Genomic DNA, 20,684 nt, shown 5'->3' with positions numbered 1-20,684 from the left:
CTTTGAGGGGTGGAAACTTCCTTAGTTCAACTTATTTGAGGAAAAATTTCCGCGCGTTATCAATGTGTACATACAATTTCTAGTAAGCAAAATCGATAGGTCAAGGGTGCATTGCCTCAACCATCCCCTGCAGCGCATCGCCGCGACTTGGCGCCGGGCAGTTGCGCCGGCGTGCTACTCCTTGAAGTAGACGACCTGGTGACTGGTCGCCAGCAACTCGCCCTGTTCGCTCCACATCTCGGCGCTCTGGTCGAAGAAGCCGTTCCCGAAGCGCAGTGCGCGCGCCACACCCAGCAGCGGGGCGGCGCCCTGGGCCGCCAGCTGGGCGGCATCGGCATGGAAGTAGGTGGTCAGCGCGACGGTGCCGATCGGCACCCATTTGGGGCGGCGCACAAAAATGCGCGGATAAAAGGCGTCGCACATGGCCGCCAGCGACAGGAAGTCGAGCGGGCGATCGGGCGTGTCGCGGATCCAGAGTCGGGTATGCGAACTTTCGCCGGGCGCGTCCGTGACCAGCGGGGCGCCGTCCACGAAGCGCATCTCGTAGCGCGCGGTCCAGGCGGCGCGCGCGATCGGCGCCGCGGGCTCGATGCTGGCGGCCGGCGGCACTTCGGGGAAGACGGCGTCGAGGGTCGACCAGGTCTCGCGGCGCACGGCGGTGACGAACGTGGCGAAGGCCGCGACTTCGCCTTCCTGCAACAGTTCGACCAGCCAGTGCTGGGTCGTGCGGTTGGTGCGCATGATGCGCGCCTGCACCGAAAAGCCGCCATCGGCGATCGGCGCGGCGAAGTGGACGGTCTGGGATACCGGGTCGCCCAGGCGCTGCGGGTGGCGCAGCACCGCGTTCATCAGTGTCGCGGCGATCACGCCGCCGAAGGGGCCGACCATGTTGCCGTAGTCGGGATTGGTCTGGCCCTGCAGGGCCGAATCGTCCTCGCCCACCAGGGCGATGGCGGCGTCGAAGACGTGCCGGGTGCTGCTGTCGCTGCCGTGTGTTTCCATGTCGCTATCCCCTTTATCCGTGCTTGTCTTTCCAGCAAGCGATCTTAGCATTGCCAGGACGGGATTGCCGGGACGAATTGAGGCGAAAAAAAAACCGCGCCGAAGCGCGGTTCCTCTTGCTGCGAAGGGGCCGGATCAGGCGGCTTCGCGCACCGGCTGCAGGCCCTTGGCGTCGTCGTCGACATAGGTGCCCGACAGCACGGCGTTCATGCGGTCCTTGTCCAGCTCGTTTTCCCACTTCGACACCACCACCGAGGCCACGCCGTTGCCGACGAAGTTGGTCAGGGCGCGGCATTCGCTCATGAAGCGGTCGATGCCGAGGATCAGCGCCATGCCGGCGACCGGAATGGTCGGCACCACGGCCAGCGTTGCCGCCAGGGTGATGAAGCCGGCGCCGGTGATGCCCGATGCGCCTTTCGAGGTCAGCATCGCCACCGCCAGGATGGTCAGTTCCTGGGTCAGGGTCAGCTCGGTGTTGGTTGCCTGGGCAACGAACAGGGCGGCCATGGTCATGTAGATGTTGGTGCCGTCCAGGTTGAACGAGTAACCGGTCGGGACCACCAGGCCCACCACCGACTTCGAGCAGCCGAGCTTTTCCAGCTTGCGCATCAGGGCCGGCAGCGCCGATTCCGACGAGCTGGTGCCCAGCACGATCAGCAGTTCTTCCTTGATGTAGGAGATGAACTTGACGATCGAGAAGCCGGTCATCTTGGCGATGAAGCCGAGGACGACGAAGACGAACAGGGCGCAGGTCAGGTAGAACGAACCCATCAGCTTGGCCAGCGGGATCAGCGAGGCCAGGCCGTACTTGCCGATCGTGAAGGCCATCGCGCCGAAGGCGCCGACCGGGGCCAGCTTCATGACGATGTTCACCACGCCGAAGATGGCGTGCGAGAAGTCCTCGATGATCTTCGTGGTCGCACGGCCGCGCTCGCCCAGGATCGACAGCGCGGTGCCGAACAGGATCGCGATCAGGAGCACCTGCAGGATGTCGCCCTTGGCGAAGGCATCGACGAAGGTGTTCGGGATGATGTTCATGAGGAAGTCGACGGTGCTCTGGTGCTGCGCCTTCTCGGTGTACTGGGCGATCGCCTTGGTGTCGAGGTGGGCGACGTCGACGTTGAAACCGGCGCCCGGCTTGGCCAGGTTGGCCACGACCAGGCCGATGACCAGGGCGAAGGTGGACACGACTTCGAAGTAGAGAAGGGCCTTGCCGCCGACGCGGCCGACCTTCTTCATGTCCTGCATGCCGGCGATACCGGCGACGACGGTGCAGAAGATCACCGGGGCGATGATCATCTTGATCAGCTTGATGAAGCCGTCTCCCAGCGGCTTCATCTTGGTGCCCAGCTCGGGGTAGAACACGCCGAGCAGTACGCCCAACACGATGGCGAACAGCACCTGTACGTACAGGATTTTATAAAATGGCTTTTTCATGACAACTCTTCACGAGAGGTTGATGGTGAAGACATCATCACAAAAACCCGCGGACGTGGATATTGTGGATATCCGCATGTCCGTGAATGGCCGTCATATCGATTCGTGATTACCGTATTGATGGCAGGTATCAAGAAACGTCATGACAGATGATGGTGCCGCGGTGCACTGTTGGAGTGCGTCGTCAGCTTGGTAGTTCCGTAGGGTGGGTTCTCGAACCCACCGTCGAACGCATGCGTGTCGATCCGCTTGCAAGCGGTCGGGAACGCATCGACACGAAAGACGGCGTGGACTCGGGAGTCCACCCTACAAATGCATCACGGCTAAAGGTAGGGTGGGTTCTCGAACCCACGTGGTACGGCGCGTGCGTGTCGAGACCTTACCAACGGTTGGGCTCCCATCGGAACGAGAGAAGGTGGGTTCGAGAACCCACCCTACGGAGTGCGGACACAAATGGTGAACGTGTGCTGGAGTTGGTAGGGTGGACTCCCGAGTCCACGCGGTACGGCGCTTGCGTGTCGATCCGCTTGCAAGCGGCCGGGAACGCATCGACACGAAAGACGGCGTGGACTCGGGAGTCCACCCTGCAAATGCATCACGGCTAACGGTAGGGTGGGTTCTCGAACCCACCGGCGTATCATCGGCGGTAGATCTTCCCGCCCTTCATCACGAAGCCGACCTGGCGCAGCGCGGCGATGTCGGCCGTCGGGTCGCCCTCGACGGCCACCACGTCCGCCAGCGCGCCCGGCGCCAGGCGGCCGAGCTCCTTGCCCTTGCCGAGGATGTCGGCCGCGACCGAGGTCGCCGCCCGCAGCGCTTCCACAGGCGTCATCCCCAGGCGCACCATCCACTCCAGCTCGCGCGCATTGGTCCCATGGGCGAACACGCCGACGTCGCTGCCGTTGCCGATCACGACGCCGAGCTTGCGCGCCAGTGCGAAGGCGCGCGCCGCCTCCTTCATCGAGGGCGTCGGCTCGCCGCCGCGCACGTGCTTCTGGAAGTACTCGCCGATCGCCTCCGGCGCCGTCAGGGTCGGGACGTAGGCGGTGCCGCGTTCCTTCATCAGGCGCAGGGTCGCCTCGCTGGCGCCGTAGCCGTGCTCGATGGTGTCGGCGCCGGCCAGCACCGCCATCCGGATCGCCTCGTCGGTGCTGGCGTGGGCCGCCACCTTGCGGCCGGTGACGTGGGCCGCGGCCACCATCGCCTTCATCTCTTCCAGCGTGAAGGTGGGGCGGCTGCTGCCGTCCACGCCGGTGCGGTAGTCGGCATAGAACTTGATCCAGTCGGCGCCATGCGCAGCCTGCTCGCGCACGGCTTTCGTCACTTCGTCGACGCCGGTTGCTTCCTGGGCGCCGTAGGGAATCTCCATGTCGGGCCGGTAGTTGCGCTCGCCCGGGCCGTAGCTGAAGCTGGCGACGATGGCTTTTGTGGCGACCAGCAGGCGCGGCCCCTCGATCACGCCCTGTTCGATGGCGCGCCTGATGCCGACGTCGGCATAGTTCGCGCCTTCGGTGCCGAGGTCGCGCAGGGTGGTGAAGCCGGCCTGCAGCGTGTCCTTCGCATGCTTGCCGGCGAGCAGGGTGCGGAACTCGACCTGCTCCTTGATCACCTGGTCGTCCCAGGTGGTCTCGTTGTAGGGATGGAGCAGCACGTGCGAGTGCAGGTCGATCAGGCCCGGGATCAGGGTCTTGCCGGGCAGGGCGATGCGCTCGGCGTCGGCCGGGGCGCTGACGCGTCCCGCAGGGCCGACTTCCTTGATGCGGCCGTCTTCCACCAGCACGACCCAGCCGGCGCGCGCGTGGCCGTCGCCGGTCCAGACCCGGTCGGCCGTCAGGAGGATGCTGCGCGGCTCGGCGGCCTGGACCGCTTGAAAGGCAAGGGCAAGCAGGGCGAGGGTGGCGAACGCAAGTTTGCTGGTCCAGCGAGGCATGGCATGCTTCCGAAAAGTTGTGAAGATGAAATGATAATGGACGATACCGATTTTGCGGCTTCGGCTTGCGGTATCCTTGCGGCCTCGCGCATCCAAGAAAAAACACGTATGAACCAGGCAGGAACGCCCAACGTGACGCCGCTGTTGCAGCAGGCCGTCGCGCTCCACCAGCAAGGCCGGCTCGGCGAGGCGGAACAACTGTACGGCGAGGTGCTGCGCCTCGTGCCGCGCCAGTTTGACGCCCTGCATTTGTCGGGCGTGATCGCGCGCCAGCAGGGCGACGCGACGCGCGCGGTTGAGCTGATCGGGCAGGCGCTCGCGCTCAAGCCCGACCAGGCCAGCGCCCATTGCAACCTGGGCGCCGCGCTGCACGACATGAAGCGCGACGCGGACGCGCTGGCCAGCTACGACGCGGCGCTGCGCCTGAACCCGCGCTACGCGATGGCCTGGGCCAACCGGGGCAATGCCCTGCGCCGGCTCGGGCGGCCGCGCGAAGCCGTCGACAGTTACGAGCGCGCGCTGGCGCTGCAGCCGCGCTATCCGGAAGCGTCCTGCAACCGGGCGGCGGCCCTGCTCGACCTGGGCCAGCCCGCGGCCGCGCTGGCAAGCGCCGAGCAGGCGCTCGCGGCCCAGCCGCGCCATGCGCAGGCGCTGTGCGTGCGCGCGAACGCCTTGTACCTGCTGCGCCGCCTGCGCGACGCGCTCGACAGCTACGAGCACGCGCTCGCCGTCGACGATACCCTTGCCGAAGCCCATGCCGGCCGCGCCTTGGCCCTGCACCGGCTGCAGCGTTTCGACGAAGCCCTGCGCGCCCACGACCGGGCGCTGGCCTTGCGTCCGCAGCACGCCGGCACGCGCGAGCAGCGCGCCGCGACCCTGGGGGCGCTCGGCCGAAAGGGAGATGCCATCGCGGAGTACCGGGCCGCGCAGCGCCTGCTCGCGGCCCAGGGCGCCGATTCTGCAGGCCTAGGCCGCATCGCCTTCGCGCTCGCCGCGCTGGGCGAGGGCGAGGCGCCCGGCCGTGCGCCGCAGGACTATGTGAAGGCCCTGTTCGATCAGTACGCCGGCCATTTCGACCAGCACCTGACCGAGGTGCTGGACTACCGCACTCCGCAGGCCATCGACGCGGCGCTGGCGCGGGCGGGCGTGGCGGCGGACGGCGACGTGCTCGATCTCGGCTGCGGCACCGGCCTGTGCGCGCCTTTCCTGCGTCCGCGCGCGCGGTCCCTGGCCGGCGTCGACCTGTCCGAACGCATGCTGGACAAGGCGCGCGCGGCCGGCCTCTACGACAGCCTGGCCTGCGCCGACATCACGGCCTTCCTCGCCGATTGCCGCGCCGCCTACGACCTGGTGGTCGCGGCCGACGTCTTCGTCTACTTCGGCGAGCTGGCCGCGGTGTTCGCCCAGGTGCGCGCGGCGCTAAGGCCGGGCGGCGTGTTCTGTTTCTCGACCGAGCGCTGCGAGGGCGGGGGCTTCGTGCTGCAGGCCTCGAACCGCTATGCCCACGCGGGCGCCTACCTGCGCGCGCTGGCGGCGGCCCAGGGTTTCGAGATCCTGCTGCTGGACGCGGCGCCGCTGCGCAGCGAGAACGGCGCCGCGATCGTCGGCCAGGTCGCGGTCCTGCGCGCGCCTAGTGCATGAAGCCGTCGAGCTCGGCCGCGATGCGTTGCGCCAGCAGGTGGACGTGGTAGCCGTCGACGAAGCCGTGGTGGGCCTGCACCGAGAACGGCAGCGCCAGGCGGCCGTTGCCGGCGTCCTTGAAGCGGCCCCAGGCCAGCGACGGGATGTCGGGCGCGCCGAGCGTGGCGGCCGGGTGCTGGATGGACGTGAAGTCGAGCCAGGGGATGCAGGTGACGAACACCTGGTCCTTGACCTGGCGCGGCGAGAGGGCGGCGTACTTGTTGTTCAGCGCCTGCATCGTACTGGCCTCGTCGCGCGCGGCCACGCTGCGGGCCACGAATTCGCGCAGGTCGTCTGACCAGTCGAACAGGGCGAAGTTCAGGTCGTGGTGCTGGTTGGTGACGGTGAACGAGGGCATCAGGCGGTCGATCTCGATGACCTCGCCCTCGAAGACCCGGTAGCGGAAGTTCGGGATCGCCAGCACCGAACGCAGCACGGCGCACAGCAGGACGTGGAAGGGGCCCAGTTTTTGCGCCTTGCACCAGGGACGGAAATCCGGCAGCTCCAGGGTGAAGCCGAGGTTGACCGCCGGGCTGTCCATGCGGTCGAAGAGTTCGAAGCGGTCGCGCCGCCGTTCAAAGTGCTGCATGCGGATGCTGCCTGTCGAGATCGAAGGGGGCAGGATTGTCGCACACCTTGTCGGGGTGTTCGTAGGGTGGGCTCTTGAGCCCACGCGGGATCATCGCCTGCCGACACGCGCCGTCGGCTCCGTTCGCATTCGCCTCCGATCAACCGGCCAGACCGCGTGGGCACAGGTGCCCACCCTACAAAAACCGGTCAAGCCGCGGACGGGATTACTGCGCCGCCCAGCCCCCATCCATGTTCCACGCCACGCCGCGCACCTGGGCGCCGGCCGGCGAGCAGAAGAACACCGCCAGCGCGCCCAGTTCGTCCGGCGTGACGAATTCGCCCGACGGCTGCTTTTCGAGCAACAGGGCGCGGCGCGCCTCGTCGTTCGACAGGCCCTCGCGGCTGGCGCGGTCGTCGACCTGCTTCTGCACCAGCGGGGTCAGGACCCAGCCCGGGCAGATCGCGTTGCAGGTGATGCCGGTCTGGGCGTTTTCGAGCGCGGTCACCTTGGTGAAGCCGACCAGGCCGTGCTTGGCCGCGACATAGGCCGATTTGCCGGCCGAGCCGACCAGGCCGTGCACCGAGGCCAGGTTGATGATGCGGCCCCAGTTGTTCCGGCGCATGCCGGGCAGGGCCAGGCGCGTGGTGTGGAAGGCCGAACTCAGGTTGATCGCGATGATCGCGTCCCATTTCTCGACCGGGAAGTCTTCCACGTTGGCCACGTGCTGGATGCCGGCGTTGTTGACCAGGATGTCGACGCCGCCGAACTTGGCGGTGGCGAACGCCATCATCGCCTCGATCTCTGCCGGCTTCGACATGTCGGCGTTGTGGTAGGCGGTCTGGACCCCGAAGGCGTCGCCGACGTCGTTGCGCAGTTTCTCGATCTGCTGGGCGTCGCCGAAGCCGTTGAAGACGATGTTTGCTCCCTGTTCGGCCAGCGCGCGCGCTATCCCCAGGCCGATGCCGGAGGTAGAGCCGGTCACGAGTGCCGTTTTGCCGCTTAACATGCTTGATTTCATTGTGCCCTCCGTAAGTGTTGGAATCGGGGTGTCTCCTCAGAATTGGTAGAATTCTAATCGCACTGCCAGCTAAAATGTCGGTTACGGCGGTCGAGGCAGACAATATTGTCAGGATGGAGCGGGCGATGGCGCAGGAACGGAGCGAAGCGAGATTGAAAAGCGTGCAGTGCAGCTCGCCGGCCGGCCTGCACCGCATCGCCTACAAGGAGTGGGGCGATCCTGCGAATACGCGCGTGCTCGTCTGCGTGCACGGCGTGACCCGGGTCGGCGACGATTTCGACGACCTGGCGCGCGCCCTGTGCACGGACTACCGCGTGGTCTGTCCCGACGTCGCTGGCCGCGGCCGCTCGGAGCGCCTGCGCGACCCGCGGCTGTACGCGGTGCCGCAGTACGTGGCCGACATGGTGACCCTGATCGCCCGCGTCACCGCAAACAGCGAGGACGGCCGGGTCGACTGGTTCGGCACCTCGATGGGCGGCCTGATCGGCATGATGCTGGCCGCGATGCCGGGTACGCCGATCGACAAGCTGGTGCTCAACGACATCGGCCCGGTGCTGGACCAGGGCGCGATGCGCCGCATCGCCGACTACATCGGCCAGGACCTGCGCTTCCCGGACTTCGCGGCCGGGGCGCGCTTCGTGAAGGAGGTATCCAGCTCGTTCGGGCCGCATTCGGAAGACGAATGGAACAAGCTGGCGCGCGACGTGCTGCGCCAGGCGCCGGACGGCGAATGGGTGCGCCACTACGACCTGGCGCTGGCCGAGCCCTTCCGCGCCATCACCGGCGAGCGCGCGGAGCGCGACCAGGCCGCGTTGTGGCGCGCTTTTGATGCCATCGGCTGCCCGACGCTGCTGGTGCGCGGCGCGCTGTCGGACCTGCTCTCGCGCGAGACCGCGCAGGAGATGACGCGGCGCGGGCCGCACCCGACGCTGGTCGAGATCCCGGGCGTGGGCCATGCGCCCACGTTTGTCCATCCCGACCAGATCGCGATCGCACGCGAATTTTTACTGGGCTGACCGGCCCGCTGTTTTTAGAAAGAGACCATGGAAATCAAACGTCACCACGTAGGCAAGCGCCTCTCCGAAACCGCCATCCACAACGGCACCGTCTACCTGGCCGGCCAGATCGCCGAAGACACGACCCAGGGCATCGAGGGCCAGACCCGCGAAGTGCTGGGCCACGTCGACCGCCTGCTGATGGAAGCCGGCAGCGACAAGACCTGCATCCTGATGTGCCAGATTTACATCTCCGACATGGCCCACTTCGCCGGCATGAACGCGGTCTACGACGAGTGGGTCGCCCAGGGCCACACGCCGCCGCGCGCCACCGTCGAATCGAAGCTCGCCAACCCGGCCTGCCTGGTGGAGATCGTCGTCACCGCCGCGCTGCGCTAGGCAATGGTATCCACCGCCGCGCTCGGCGACGCCACCACCCAGCTGATCCAGGGTCTCAGTCCCGAGGAATGCGCGCGCGTGCAGCACGCGCTCGATTACGCCGCTGCCGCCTATGGCGAGCGCGTCATCGCCTCGGGCCAGAACGCCTTCGAGTTCTCGCTCGGGGTGGCCGGCACCCTGGCCTACCTGCGCAGCGACGTCGAGACGCGCATCGCCGGCCTGCTGTTCGAGCTCGCCCTGTTCGAACCGGAGCTGGTCGAGACGCTCGAGCAGCTGTTCGGCGCCGAGGTGGCGACCCAGGTGCGCGGCGTCCAGCAGCTGATCCGCCTGCGCGACCTGACCCTGGGCCAGCCGGCGGTCGGGCGCGGCAAGAACGCGGCCCAGGAAGCGGCCGCCCACATCGAGACCCTGCGCAAGATGCTGCTGGCGATGGCGTCCGACATGCGCGTGGTGCTGGTGCGCCTGTCCTCGTGCGTGACGATGCTGCGTTATTTCGCCGAGCAGAAGCGCTTCGACGACGTCACCCGCGACTACGGGCGCGAGGTGATGGACCTGTACGCCCCGCTGGCGAACCGCCTCGGGATCTGGCAGCTGAAATGGGAGCTAGAGGACCTGTCCTTCCGCTTCCTGCAGCCCGAGACCTACAAGCGCATCGCCAAGATGCTCGAAGAGAAGCGCATGGCGCGCGAAGGCTTCGTGCAGTCGGCGATCGAGCGCCTGCAGGGCGAACTGCGGGCGGCCGGCATCAAGGCCGACGTCAGCGGCCGGCCGAAGCACATCTACAGCATCTGGAGCAAGATGCGCGGCAAGGACCTCGATTTCTCCGAGCTCTACGACGTGCGCGCCTTCCGCGTGATCGTGGCCGACATCAAGGCCTGCTACTCGGTGCTGGGCCTGGTGCACAACATCTGGACCCCGATCCCGAAGGAGTTCGACGACTACATTTCGCGCCCGAAGCCGAACGGCTACCAGTCGCTGCACACGGTCGTCACCGCCGAGGACGGGCGGCCGCTGGAAGTGCAGATCCGGACCCAGGAGATGCATAACTTCGCCGAGTACGGGATCGCCGCCCACTGGCGCTACAAGGAAACCGGCGGCTCGACCTTCAAGGGCGAGAAGTACGACGAGAAGATCGCCTGGCTGCGCCAGTTGCTGGCCTGGAAGAGCGACGTCGCCGACGCGGTGGCCGGCGAGGACGTGCAGAAGGAGTGGGTCGAAAAACTCAAGGCGACCACGCTCGACGACCGCATCTTCGTGCTCACGCCGCAGGCGCGGGTGCTGGAGCTGCCCGTGGGCGCGACGCCGATCGACTTCGCCTACCACCTGCACAGCGAGGTCGGCCACCGCTGCCGCGGCGCCAGGATCGACGGCGCGATGGTGCCGCTGAATACCCCGTTGAAGAACGGCCAGACCTGCGAGATCATCACCGCCAAGGGCCCGGCCGGCAGCGCCGGACCATCGCGCGACTGGCTCAGCCCGGGCTATGCGGTGAGCAGCCGCACGCGCTCGAAGATCCGCGCCTGGTTCCACGCGCTGGACCTGGCCGAGACCCTCGCCCAGGGCCGGGCGCTGGTCGAAAAATCCTTGCAGCGCGAGGGCAAGACCGCGGTCAACCTGGAAGCGCTGGCGCACAAGCTCGGCTTCGCCAAGGTCGACGAGCTGTTCATCGCGGTGGGCAAGGAAAAATTCAGCCTGCGCCACGTGGAAGCGGCGCTGCACGACACCCCGGAGGCGCCGCCGCTGGAAGACGCGGCGGTGGTCAACAAGAGCCGCGCCTCGAGCGTGGAGCAGGGGGCCAAGTCCGGCGTGCTGGTGGTCGGCACCGAGGGCCTGATGACGATGCTGGCCAGGTGCTGCAAGCCGGCGCCGCCGGACCCCATCGTCGGCTTCGTCACGCGCGGCAAGGGCGTCTCGATCCACCGCCTCAGCTGCAAGAACTTCGCCGAGATGCGCGCCAAGGCGCCCGAGCGCGTGATCCAGACCGAATGGGGCGCGGCGCTGTCGGACACGGTCTACCCGGTCGACATCTTCATCCTCGCCGGCGACCGCCAGGGCCTGCTGCGCGACATCTCCGAGGTGTTCTCGCGCGAGAAGATCAACGTCATCGGCGTCAACACGCAAAGCGCGAAAGGCCATGCGCGCATGGTCTTCACCGCCGAAATCGGCTCGACCGGCCAGCTGCAAAAGGCGCTGGCGGCGATCGCCGAGGTGTCCGGGGTACAGGAAGCGCGCCGCCAATGATGCCCCGTTGGTGGCCTCGCCTTGGTAGGGTGGGCACTCGTGCCCACGCGGTCTCACCTTGTGCCAATGGCGCGATGGTTTCACCCACGATGCCGACACCGCCGGATGTGATACAAACTGCGGGCTATCCTTGTAAAAACCGTATCATATGACGATGCGCCGCACCCTCCACCTCAGCACCACGCCCAGCCTCTGGGGCCGCGCGCTCGTGCGCTACCTGCGCAGCTGGTGGTACATGTTCCACCTCGGCGCCATCGCCCTGGTCACGGCGCTCACCCCCTCGACCTACAGCCGCGCCACCCGCCACGCCACCGCCCGCTACATCCACGCCGGGACCTGGCAGGTGCTGCCCTGGTTCACGCTGCTTTCCGCCCTGATCAGCCTGGTCATCATCCGCATCGTGCTGGTGACGGCGCTCAGCTACGGCCTGTCGCGCTACGCGCTCGAGATGGTGGTGCGGGTGCTGGTGCTGGAACTGATCCCCTTGTCGGCGGCGCTGTTCGCGGCCCTGCGCGCCGGCATGGCCTTCGACGCCACGGCCCTGGGGCTGGCGCGCGCCGGCCTGCCGACCGCCGAGATCAACGCCGAGGCGCTGCGCCGCCTGCGGCGCGACCTGGTGCCGCAACTGTTCGCCAACGCCTTCTCGGTATTGAGCCTGGCGATGGTCAGCTCGACCATCGTGCTGGTGCTGGCCTACCTGAACGTCTACGGCCTGTCGCCCTGGGGCCTGCAGGACTACACCCGCACCGTCGGCCGCGTGTTCGACCCGGTCGTCACGGTCGGCTTCGTGCTCAAGACGGTGCTGTTCGGCCTGGCGGTGGCGGTGATCCCGACCGCCGCCATCCTGGAACTGCAGCGCTACCCGCGCCGGCTCGCCTCGAGCGTGCAGCCCGGCGCGCTGCGCCTGCTGTTCGTGCTGCTGCTGATCGAGGGCGCCTCGCTCGCCATCAAATACATCTGACTCCCATCCGCCAACATGATCGACAACACTCCCGACGAACCGGCCCACGTGGAAAGAAAGGCGATGATCCTGCTGGTCGTCGTCTCAGCCCTGATCGTCGCCTTCATCCTGTACGTGATGTACGCGCGCGGCGTGTTCGAGCCGACCCAGAAGCTGATCCTCGAAACCGACAACTCGGAGGGCGTCATCCCCGGCATGGACATGACGTTCGCCGGCTTCCCGATCGGGCGCGTGCGCCTGGTCGACCTGGCCAAGGACGGCAAGGTCAACATCGTGATCGACGTCTCGAAGGACGACGCCAGGTGGCTGCGCACCTCGAGCGTGTTCACGCTGGAGCGCAGCGTGGTCGGCGAGACCCGCATCCGCGCCTTCACCGGCCTGCTGGAAGACCCGCCGCTGCCTGACGGCGCCAAGCGCCCGGTGCTGCGCGGCGACGTGACGGCCGAGATCCCGGGCCTGGTCGCGACCGCGCGCTCGGTCCTGAACAACCTCGACAACCTGACCTCCGAGGGCTCGGCCATCAGCGGCAGCCTGGAAAACATCCAGACCGTGACCGGCCGCCTGTCGGGCAAGTACGGCCTGCTCGGCGGGGCCCTGGGCGACGACGAGGCGGCCAAGTTCATCCAGACCCTGCAGCGCGTCGACGCGCTGCTGGCCAAGACCGACCAGCGCCTGTACGGCAAGAAGGGCATGGTCGAGGATGCCCAGGCCGCGGTGGTGGAGCTGCAGGGCGTGCTGCAGGATGCGCGCGCCACGCTGAAGCGGGTCGACGCGGTGCTGGTCGAGGCCCAGGCCGTGGGCGCGAACGCGCGCGTCGCCACCGAGGACCTGGGCGCCCTGCGCGGCGAGGTCGACGCCAGCCTGCGCAAGGTGAACCGCCTCGTGGACGAGGTCAACCGCAAGTGGCCTTTCGGCCGCGCCAGCCAGGAGATCAAGCTGCCATGAAGACTTCCGTCATTCTGATCGCGCTGCTGCTGGCCGCCTGCTCCAGCAAGCCGCTGGCGCCGAGCTGGCAGGCGGACGCGAAAGACGCGATCGACGCCTATACCGACGACTACCTGCGCGGACACACGGCCGCCGCCGGCGCCGACTTCGCGCGGGCGCGGCGCGAGACGGCCAGCACCGGCCGCGCCGACCTGGTAGCCCAGGTCGAGCTGGTGCGCTGCGCAGCGCGCGCCGCCAGCCTCGAATTCGACGATTGCCCCGGCTTCGCCGTGCTGGCGCCCGACGCCAGCGCGCAGCAGCGCGCCTATGCGTCCTACCTGGCCGGGCGCTGGGAGGGGCTGGATGCGGCGCTGCTGCCCGAGCAGCACCGCCCGGTCGTGGCCCAGGGCAGGCTGCCCGCCGCCGCCGATCCGCTGGCGCAGCTGGTCGCCGCCGGCGCACTGTTCAAGGCCGGGCGCATCACGCCGGCCGACATCGAAGCCGCCACCGAGACGGCGTCTGGCCAGGGCTGGCGCCGTCCGCTCCTGACGTGGCTGGGCGTGTCGCTGCAGCGGGCGCGGGCGGCGGGCGACACGGCTGCCGCCGCGCGGATCGAACGGCGCATCGCGCTGGCGTCGGGCGCTGCGCCGCAGCGCTAGGACCGGCCCCGGCCACTGGTCCTGGCGGCCCGTGGCCTGCGGCTGGCCAGCCCCGGCGCTGTCGCCGTACGCTGGGAGGCGCTCGGGTCCACAGCACCGCCTGCGCAGCAGGCCGTCTGGCCATGCAGCCTTCTGCGAGACTGGCCCCATGGCCACGTCGTCGACATCCCGCGAACACCGAGTGCGCGCGTTGCATCCTGCGACGCTGGCGACGCTGTTGTGCGGCGTCGCGGTGAGCTGGCTGCTGTTCTACTTCCTCCAGGCGTCCGAGCACGCCAGCAGCGATGCCGCCGCCGACCGCCGCATCGAGGCCCGGGCGGCGGCCGTGGCGCGCAGTTTCGACGACGCCGCCGAAGCGGTGCGCTCGGTCAGTTTGTTGTTCAGTTCGACGAAGGATGTGAGCGAGGCGCAGTTCGCCGCGTTCGCCGCGCCGCTGGCCAGCGACCATCCCTATATCCAGGCGCTGACGGTATTTCGCTTCGTGCGCGGCGAAGAGCGCGCCGCCTACGAGGCGCGGCGCCGCCGCGACTGGCCGGATTTCGAGATCCGCGAACGCCGCGGCAGCGGCTTCGTGCGCGCCGCGCAGCGTCCACTGTACCTGGCGCTCGACATGATCATTCCGGTGCCGGTCAACCACGTCGCCCACGGTTACGACATCTGGGCCTTTGCGCCGCACCGCGCGCTGGCCGAGCGCACGCTGGCAGGCGGTTCCTGGACCGCCAGCGGCGTGGTCCCCCTGATCGAACCGAGCGGCGCCCACGGCCTGGTGATCGTGCTGCCGCTGCGCAGCGCGGGCGCGGTGGGGGGGCGCGGCCGACGGCGTCGCCGAAGTGGTGGTCAACGTCGCCGACCTGGTTGAACAGAACCTGCTGCGCGCCAGCCTGCTCAGGCACCGCGGCGTCGAGCTGATCCTGTTCGGGAAGGCCGACGGCCGGGAGGCGCTGCTGGAAGTGGCGCGCTACGGCAGCGCTTTCCCGGACGAGCCGGACTGGTGGGCCGCCCTGGGCGGCGCCCACATGGTCGAGCGCAAGCGGCGCTTCGACGTCTACGGCCAGCCCTGGGAGCTGCACGCGCGTTCGCGCGAGCCGGCTTCGCTGCATGCCGGGTCGATCGCGCTGCTGGTGCTCGGCCTGGCGTTCACGCTGGCCCTGACAAGCTACGTGCAGGCCAGCGTCAGCCGCAGGCGCCGGGTCGAGCAGCTGGTCGACCTGCGCACGGCCGACCTGCGGCGCGCCTCCGACTCGATGCGCCTGTATTTCCGCGCCATCGAGTCGAGCGCGAACGCCGTGATCCTGGTCGACGCAAGAGGCGAGGGCTACCCGATCGAGTACGTCAATCCGGCCTTCGAACGCATGCGCGGCTACCGCGCCGACGAGCTGGCCGGCAAGCCGATCGAGGACCTGATCGACGGCCTGCGCGAGCAGGCGGCCGTGTACGAGCTGCAGAACAGCATGCGCCAGGAGCGCGAAGGGCATGCGCTGCTGCGGCTGCGGCGCAAGGACGGCAGCGAATTGTTCGCCGAGGTGTACGTGGCGCCGGTGCTGGGCGAGCGCGGGCAGGTCGAGCATTTCGTGATCACCGAGTACGATGTCACCACCACCAAGCAATACGAGGCCCAGCTCGAGCACCGGGCGCGCTACGACACCCTGACCGGGCTGCCCAACCGCGTCCTGCTGGGCGACCGCATCGAGCGCGCGATCGCCTATGCGCGCGAGCACGGGCAGGCGCTGTGGGTGGTCGCGCTCGACCTCGACCAGTTCAAGTACGTCAACGACAGCCTGGGCCACCCGGCCGGCGACCGGCTCCTGAAGCAGGCCGGCCAGCGCATCTGTACCGCCGTCGGCCCGGCGGACACCGCCGCGCGCACCGGCGGCGACGAATTCGTGCTGCTGCTGGTCGACCGCGCCGGCGCCGACCAGGCCGCGGCCACGGTCGCCGACGTGCTGCATGCGGTCGCCCAGCCGTTCGAGGAGCACGGCCAGCGCATCCACGTCGGCTGCAGCGCCGGCATCGCCAGCTTTCCGGCCGATGGCGACGACGCCGAAACCCTGGTCAAGCATGCCGAGATCGCGATGTACGGCGCCAAGGAAGCCGGGCGCAATACCTTCCGCTTCTACCTGCCGGGCATGAACGAGCGGGTGCAGGACCGCCTGGCGCTGGCCGAGGCGCTGCGCGATGCGCTCGACGCCGGCCAGTTCGAGCTGCATTACCAGCCGCAACTGGCGCTGGCGTCGGGCCAGGTGGCCGGGATGGAGGCGCTGATCCGCTGGCGCCATCCGCAGCTGGGCATGATGCGGCCGGACCGCTTCATCGCCGTCGCCGAGGACACCGGCCTGATCGTGCCGATCGGCGCCTGGGTGCTGCGCTGCGCCTGCCAACAGGCGGCGGCCTGGCAGCGCGCCGGCCACGGCCCCTTGCGCGTGGCCGTCAACCTGTCGTCGCACCAGTTCCAGGAGGCTGGCCTGGTCGGCCTGATCCGCGCGGTGCTGGGCGAGACCGGGCTGCAGGCGCGCTGTCTCGAGCTGGAGATCACGGAAAGCCTGGTGATGGACGACGTCGAACAGGCGATCGCGACCATGCGCGAACTGAAGGAGATGGGCGTGCAGCTGGCGATCGACGACTTCGGCACCGGCTACTCCAGCCTGGCCTACCTGAAGCGCTTCCCGGTGGACGTGCTGAAGATCGACCGCTCCTTCGTGCACGACATCGAGACCGATGCCGGCAGCGCGGCCATGGTGGCGGCGATCGTCTCGCTGTCGCACGACCTCGGCATGCGGGTGATCGCGGAAGGCGTCGAGACCGCGCCGCAACGCGAATTCCTGCGCGAGCGCGGCTGCGACGAAATCCAGGGCTACCTGTTCAGCCGGCCCTTGCCGGCGTCCGGGTTCGAGCGGCTGTTGCAGGAGCTGGCCATGGGGGCCTGAGCCCTCGTCAGAGCGCGTGGCCCGAAGCGGCAACCCGCGGCAGCGCCGGCCGGGGCGCCTCGGCCGGCGGCCGCAAGGCCCAGGGCAGGGCGTTGTGGATGGCGGTGGCCGCGATCGCCGCCTGGCCGGCGGCCACCGCGATCTGGTTCAGGCCCATCACCACGTCGCCGATGGCGTACAGGCCGGGCACCGTGGTGCGCTGGTGGTCGTCGACCACCAGCTTGTCGCAGTCGCCGGTCTCGGCGCCCAGGTCGGCGGCCAGCTTCGAGCGCGCCGACTCGCCCAGCATCGGGTAGAACACGTCGAACTCGCGGCTTTCGCCGTCGGCCGTGTTCAGGACCGGCTTCATTTCCGGGCTCATCGTCACGCCCAGCAGCGGCGACTCGACGTAGCGCACGCCGGCCACTTCGATTTGCCGGCGTTCCTCGTCGGTGAGCATCGACTCCTTGCCGCGGTCGAACAGGGTCACGTCGGCGCTGAAGGAGCGCATGAAGAGCGCGTGCCCGACCGGATTGGTTTCCGAGGTGACGACGGCGATGCGCCTGTCCATCACGTCGTAGCCGTCGCACACGGGGCACAGGCGCACCGCGCCGGCGGCCACGGCCTCGCGCCAGCTCTCGATCGGCAGCCCGCAATCGGCCACGCCGGTGGCGAGCAGCACGGTCAGGGCGCGGACCGGGCGGGTCTCGCCGGCGTCGTCGAGGTAGTCGGCCACGAAGGCGCCGTCCTCCAGGCGCAGCCCGGTGATTTCGCCATGGCGCACGTCGCCGCCGTAGCGCTTGAGCTGTTCGGTGAGATTGACCAGGAGCTGCGAGCCCGGCACGCCCTCGGGGAAGCCGGGATAGTTGTGCGAGACGGGAATCAGGCAGAGGCGGCTGTTGCCCTTGTCCACCAGCACGATGTTACGGGTGAAGCGGCGCAGGTAGATGGCGGCGGTCAGCCCGCCGGGGCCGCCGCCGATGATCAGGGTGTCGAAGACGTGTTCGGTGATGTCATCCATGCTCCCGATTATCGGGAAGCGGGCGCCGGCCTTCCATCGGCGCGCGTGCCCAGGCCGGGTAAGAGGATGCTTACAGCGTTACAGGGATGTGCCGTCGAGCGGACCGCCGCCCGGCGCCTCGGGCTGCAGGGTCACGTGGTCGATGCCGTGCTTGTCGAGCAGCATGGCCTGTACCCGGCGCAGCACCGCCGGCCATTCGGCCAGGTCGGCGATCTCCAGGTGGCCGATCAGGGCGGGGTGGCCGGGCGACATGTCCCAGACGTGCAGGTCGTGCACCGACAGCACGCCTTCGACCTCGGCCAGGTCGGCCCCGACCTTCAGGTAGTCGATGCCGTGCGGCACGCCTTCCATCAGGAAGTGGTAGGACTCGCGCAGGATGCCGACCGTGGACTTCAGGATCAGCAGCGACACGAAGATCGACAGGATCGGGTCGATCCGCACCCAGCCGGTGAAATAGATGATGGCGCCGGCGGCGATCGCGGCCACCGAGCCGAGCAGGTCGCCGAGCACGTTGACCAGGGCGGCGCGGGTGTTGATGCTGTCCGTGTCGCGCGAGAGCACCCAGGCGACCACGATGTTGATGGCCGCGCCGAGCGCCGCCACCACCAGCACCACGCCGCCCTGCACCGGTTCCGGATGGCTCAGGCGCTGCACCGCCTCGTAGACGATCCAGGCGACCAGGGCCAGCATCGCCAGGCAGTTGACGAAGGCGGCGAGGGCCTCGGCGCGCACGAAGCCGAAGGAATGGCGGCTCGAGGGCGGGCGCCTGGCGATCAGCTGGGCCAGCAGGGCCAGGCCGAGGGCGGCGGCGTCGGTCACCATGTGGCCGGCGTCGGAAATCAGGGCCAGCGAATTCGAGACGAAGCCGGTGACCACCTCGACCAGCGCGAACAGGAGCGTCAGCACCAGCGCGAAGCCCAGCGCCTTGTGGCTGCGGGTCTCGATGGTGTGGCCATGGCGGGCGTCGCCGTCGAGGTGGGCGTGCAGGTGTTCGGAGCTCGGGGCCTGGTCTGGGGCTGGCTGGGATGGCATGGGCGTTGCGCAAGGTTTCGACAATCCCGAAGTGTAATGGATATCGGCCTCCGGCGGCCGAGGGGGAGGGCGCCGGCGCCGGCCGCTTTTACTTAATTTCGATCATCCCTTGCACGCGCGGCGCGCTGTCTCTATAATGCACGTCATCGGGCGGTTAGTTCAGCTGGTTAGAATACTTGGTCGACATCCAAGGGGTCGCAGATTCGAATTCTGCACCGCCCACCAGAATACACAGGCAAGCGCGGGAAACTCCGGTTTTCCGCTCTTGTCGTCAGTAAGAGCGAGAAAGGCACAAACGGTTATGACACCGCGAACTACAACCTGGTTGTGGGGGAATCGCTAGACGCGGTACGGTGGCCTTTTGTCTCAAGGATCTCTTCTCTCAAGGATCTGACAACACTGAAAAAACGCGCCTGGTGCGCGTTTTTTTTCGTCCCTGTCTTTTCCATTTCAAATTTATCAATGTTAGCGGGCGCAAGCGGCGCCGATTGGAGATCAAGATGTTGAATGTGCGACTCCCGGACGGCTCCAGCCGTCAATTCGAAGGACCGGTGACGGTGGCCCAGGTGGCCCAGAATATCGCCCCGAGCCTGGCCAAGGCGGCCCTGGCCGGCAAGGTCAACGGTAAGGTGGTCGACACCTCCTTCCTGATCGAGTCCGATGCCGATCTCGCCATCGTCACCGACAAGGATCCGGAGGGCCTGGACGTCATCCGCCACTCGACCGCCCACCTGCTGGCCTACGCGGTCAAGGAGTTGTTCCCGGAAGCCCAGGTCACCATCGGCCCGGTCATCGACAACGGCTTCTATTACGACTTCTCGTACAAGCGCCCCTTCACCCCCGAGGACCTGCAGGCGATCGAGAAGAAGATGCAGGAGCTGGCCAAGAAGGACGAGCCGGTCACCCGCAAGGTGTTGCCGCGCGACGAGGCCGTGGCCTACTTCAAGTCGATCGGCGAAGACTACAAGGCTGAGATCATCGCCTCGATCCCGGCGAACGAGGACGTGTCGCTGTATTCGGAAGGTGGGTTCACCGACCTGTGCCGCGGCCCGCACGTGCCCTCGACCGGCAAGCTGAAGGTCTTCAAGCTGATGAAGCTGGCGGGCGCCTACTGGCGCGGCGACTCGAACAACGAGATGCTGCAGCGCGTCTACGGCACCGCCTGGACCAGGAAGGAAGACCAGGAGCAATACCTGCACATGCTGGAAGAGGCCGAGAAGCGCGACCACCGCAAGCTCGGCAAGGCATTGGACCTGTTCCACTTCCAGGACGAGGCGCCGGGCCTGATCTTCTGGCACCCGAAGGGCTGGACCATCTGGCAGCAGGTCGAGCAGTACATGCGCAAGACCTACCAGAGCACCGGCTACAACGAAGTCAAGGCGCCGCAGATCATCGACGTCTCGCTGTGGAAGCAGACCGGCCACTGGGACAACTATCGTGACAATATGTTCACGACCGATTCCGAGAACCGCACCTACGCCCTGAAGCCGATGAACTGCCCGGGTCACGTGCAGATCTATAACGCCGGCCTGCGTTCCTACCGCGACCTGCCGCTGCGCTACGGCGAATTCGGCCAGTGCCACCGCAACGAGTCCTCGGGCGCGCTGCACGGCCTGATGCGCGTGCGCGGCTTCACCCAGGACGACGGCCACGTGTTCTGCACCGAAGACCAGATCGCCGGCGAAGTGACTGCCTTCCACGCCCAGGCGATGCAGGTCTACGACGACTTCGGTTTCGGCAACATCGACGTCAAGATCGCCCTGCGCCCGGAAAACCGCATCGGTTCGGACGAGGTCTGGGACCAGGCCGAGGAAGCCCTGCGTTCGGCCCTGCGCAGCTGCGGCGTGGCGTGGACCGAGCTGCCGGGCGAGGGCGCCTTCTACGGCCCGAAGATCGAGTACCACCTGAAGG

17 protein-coding genes and 1 tRNA gene are annotated in these 20,684 nt (G+C 67.9%); 11 read left to right on the top strand and 7 right to left on the bottom strand.

The window, feature by feature from the left end; genetic code table 11:
* Positions 1 to 174 precede the first annotated feature (174 nt).
* The 3 genes from RT688_RS22485 to RT688_RS22475 all read right to left on the bottom strand — a co-directional run bounded on the left by RT688_RS22485 (position 175) and on the right by RT688_RS22475 (position 4,369).
* Complete coding sequence (locus RT688_RS22485) at positions 175 to 1,002, bottom strand: thioesterase family protein (protein WP_313707061.1); 828 nt, start codon at positions 1,000 to 1,002, stop codon at positions 175 to 177.
* 135 nt (positions 1,003 to 1,137) lie between these two features.
* On the bottom strand, positions 1,138 to 2,439 hold the full coding sequence (locus RT688_RS22480) for a dicarboxylate/amino acid:cation symporter (RefSeq protein WP_313707060.1): 1,302 nt from the start codon (positions 2,437 to 2,439) through the stop codon (positions 1,138 to 1,140).
* 637 nt (positions 2,440 to 3,076) lie between these two features.
* Positions 3,077 to 4,369: an amidohydrolase family protein gene (locus RT688_RS22475; RefSeq protein ID WP_313707059.1), complete on the bottom strand. Its 1,293-nt coding sequence runs from the start codon at positions 4,367 to 4,369 to the stop codon at positions 3,077 to 3,079.
* 108 nt (positions 4,370 to 4,477) lie between these two features.
* Between RT688_RS22475 and RT688_RS22470 the strand changes: the two genes are divergently transcribed.
* Complete coding sequence (locus RT688_RS22470; RefSeq protein WP_313707058.1) at positions 4,478 to 6,010, top strand: tetratricopeptide repeat protein; 1,533 nt, start codon at positions 4,478 to 4,480, stop codon at positions 6,008 to 6,010.
* Here RT688_RS22470 and RT688_RS22465 read toward each other — a convergent pair.
* Together RT688_RS22465 and RT688_RS22460 are read right to left on the bottom strand one after the other, a co-directional pair.
* Positions 6,000 to 6,638: a CatA-like O-acetyltransferase gene (locus RT688_RS22465; protein WP_313707057.1), complete on the bottom strand. Its 639-nt coding sequence runs from the start codon at positions 6,636 to 6,638 to the stop codon at positions 6,000 to 6,002. The two genes, RT688_RS22470 and RT688_RS22465, sit on opposite strands and share 11 nt — an antisense overlap.
* Positions 6,639 to 6,843: 205 nt before the next feature.
* Positions 6,844 to 7,626, bottom strand: coding sequence for a 3-hydroxybutyrate dehydrogenase (locus RT688_RS22460; protein ID WP_409521978.1), 783 nt, complete (start codon positions 7,624 to 7,626; stop codon positions 6,844 to 6,846).
* 137 nt (positions 7,627 to 7,763) lie between these two features.
* Between RT688_RS22460 and RT688_RS22455 the strand changes: the two genes are divergently transcribed.
* The 8 genes from RT688_RS22455 to RT688_RS22420 all read left to right on the top strand — a co-directional run bounded on the left by RT688_RS22455 (position 7,764) and on the right by RT688_RS22420 (position 16,741).
* Positions 7,764 to 8,654, top strand: coding sequence for an alpha/beta hydrolase (locus RT688_RS22455; protein ID WP_313707055.1), 891 nt, complete (start codon positions 7,764 to 7,766; stop codon positions 8,652 to 8,654).
* 27 nt (positions 8,655 to 8,681) lie between these two features.
* Positions 8,682 to 9,032: a RidA family protein gene (locus RT688_RS22450; protein ID WP_313707054.1), complete on the top strand. Its 351-nt coding sequence runs from the start codon at positions 8,682 to 8,684 to the stop codon at positions 9,030 to 9,032.
* Positions 9,033 to 9,035: 3 nt separating this feature from the next.
* Positions 9,036 to 11,273: a bifunctional (p)ppGpp synthetase/guanosine-3',5'-bis(diphosphate) 3'-pyrophosphohydrolase gene (locus RT688_RS22445; protein WP_313707053.1), complete on the top strand. Its 2,238-nt coding sequence runs from the start codon at positions 9,036 to 9,038 to the stop codon at positions 11,271 to 11,273.
* A gap of 154 nt (positions 11,274 to 11,427) precedes the next feature.
* A complete protein-coding gene (locus RT688_RS22440; RefSeq protein WP_313707052.1) occupies positions 11,428 to 12,234 on the top strand; it encodes an ABC transporter permease in 807 nt (268 codons plus the stop codon).
* A 15-nt stretch (positions 12,235 to 12,249) separates the two neighbouring features.
* Positions 12,250 to 13,179, top strand: coding sequence for an MlaD family protein (locus tag RT688_RS22435; RefSeq protein ID WP_313707051.1), 930 nt, complete (start codon positions 12,250 to 12,252; stop codon positions 13,177 to 13,179).
* Positions 13,176 to 13,817 (top strand): hypothetical protein, encoded by a 642-nt coding sequence (locus RT688_RS22430; protein ID WP_313707050.1) that lies wholly within the window; start codon positions 13,176 to 13,178, stop codon positions 13,815 to 13,817. Before RT688_RS22435 ends, RT688_RS22430 begins: the two co-directional genes overlap by 4 nt.
* A gap of 190 nt (positions 13,818 to 14,007) precedes the next feature.
* Positions 14,008 to 14,676, top strand: coding sequence for a CHASE domain-containing protein (locus RT688_RS22425; RefSeq protein WP_313707049.1), 669 nt, complete (start codon positions 14,008 to 14,010; stop codon positions 14,674 to 14,676).
* Positions 14,648 to 16,741: a putative bifunctional diguanylate cyclase/phosphodiesterase gene (locus tag RT688_RS22420; RefSeq protein ID WP_313707048.1), complete on the top strand. Its 2,094-nt coding sequence runs from the start codon at positions 14,648 to 14,650 to the stop codon at positions 16,739 to 16,741. Before RT688_RS22425 ends, RT688_RS22420 begins: the two co-directional genes overlap by 29 nt.
* A gap of 7 nt (positions 16,742 to 16,748) precedes the next feature.
* Here the strand turns inward: RT688_RS22420 and RT688_RS22415 are convergent, their stop codons facing one another.
* Both RT688_RS22415 and RT688_RS22410 read right to left on the bottom strand, forming a co-directional pair.
* Positions 16,749 to 17,741 carry an NAD(P)/FAD-dependent oxidoreductase gene (locus RT688_RS22415; RefSeq protein WP_313707047.1) on the bottom strand — a complete coding sequence of 331 codons (993 nt, stop codon included), beginning with the start codon at positions 17,739 to 17,741 and terminating at the stop codon, positions 16,749 to 16,751.
* A 78-nt stretch (positions 17,742 to 17,819) separates the two neighbouring features.
* Positions 17,820 to 18,773 carry a cation diffusion facilitator family transporter gene (locus RT688_RS22410; protein WP_313707046.1) on the bottom strand — a complete coding sequence of 318 codons (954 nt, stop codon included), beginning with the start codon at positions 18,771 to 18,773 and terminating at the stop codon, positions 17,820 to 17,822.
* Positions 18,774 to 18,921: 148 nt separating this feature from the next.
* Here RT688_RS22410 and RT688_RS22405 point away from each other — a divergent pair.
* Positions 18,922 to 18,998: transfer RNA gene (locus RT688_RS22405), tRNA-Val, on the top strand.
* Positions 18,999 to 19,273: 275 nt separating this feature from the next.
* Positions 19,274 to 20,684, top strand: a 1,411-nt coding sequence (gene thrS, locus RT688_RS22400; RefSeq protein WP_313707045.1) for a threonine--tRNA ligase, incomplete at its 3' end; no start/stop codon positions are given.

The sequence above is a fragment of the Massilia sp. genome, assembly GCF_032106685.1.
Classification (GTDB): Bacteria; Pseudomonadota; Gammaproteobacteria; order Burkholderiales; family Burkholderiaceae_D; genus Telluria.
This window is presented reverse-complemented; position numbering and strand designations above follow the sequence as displayed.

Coding starts and splice junctions, on each gene's coding strand:
- RT688_RS22470 (WP_313707058.1), top strand. CDS start 4,478: ATGAACCAGGCAGGAACGCCCAACGTGACGCCGCTGTTGCAGCAGGCC.
- RT688_RS22475 (WP_313707059.1), bottom strand. CDS start 4,369: ATGCCTCGCTGGACCAGCAAACTTGCGTTCGCCACCCTCGCCCTGCTT.
- RT688_RS22480 (WP_313707060.1), bottom strand. CDS start 2,439: ATGAAAAAGCCATTTTATAAAATCCTGTACGTACAGGTGCTGTTCGCC.
- RT688_RS22430 (WP_313707050.1), top strand. CDS start 13,176: ATGAAGACTTCCGTCATTCTGATCGCGCTGCTGCTGGCCGCCTGCTCC.
- RT688_RS22455 (WP_313707055.1), top strand. CDS start 7,764: ATGGCGCAGGAACGGAGCGAAGCGAGATTGAAAAGCGTGCAGTGCAGC.
- RT688_RS22450 (WP_313707054.1), top strand. CDS start 8,682: ATGGAAATCAAACGTCACCACGTAGGCAAGCGCCTCTCCGAAACCGCC.
- RT688_RS22440 (WP_313707052.1), top strand. CDS start 11,428: ATGCGCCGCACCCTCCACCTCAGCACCACGCCCAGCCTCTGGGGCCGC.
- RT688_RS22485 (WP_313707061.1), bottom strand. CDS start 1,002: ATGGAAACACACGGCAGCGACAGCAGCACCCGGCACGTCTTCGACGCC.
- RT688_RS22460 (WP_409521978.1), bottom strand. CDS start 7,626: ATGTTAAGCGGCAAAACGGCACTCGTGACCGGCTCTACCTCCGGCATC.
- RT688_RS22445 (WP_313707053.1), top strand. CDS start 9,036: ATGGTATCCACCGCCGCGCTCGGCGACGCCACCACCCAGCTGATCCAG.
- RT688_RS22435 (WP_313707051.1), top strand. CDS start 12,250: ATGATCGACAACACTCCCGACGAACCGGCCCACGTGGAAAGAAAGGCG.
- RT688_RS22465 (WP_313707057.1), bottom strand. CDS start 6,638: ATGCAGCACTTTGAACGGCGGCGCGACCGCTTCGAACTCTTCGACCGC.
- RT688_RS22410 (WP_313707046.1), bottom strand. CDS start 18,773: ATGCCATCCCAGCCAGCCCCAGACCAGGCCCCGAGCTCCGAACACCTG.
- RT688_RS22415 (WP_313707047.1), bottom strand. CDS start 17,741: ATGGATGACATCACCGAACACGTCTTCGACACCCTGATCATCGGCGGC.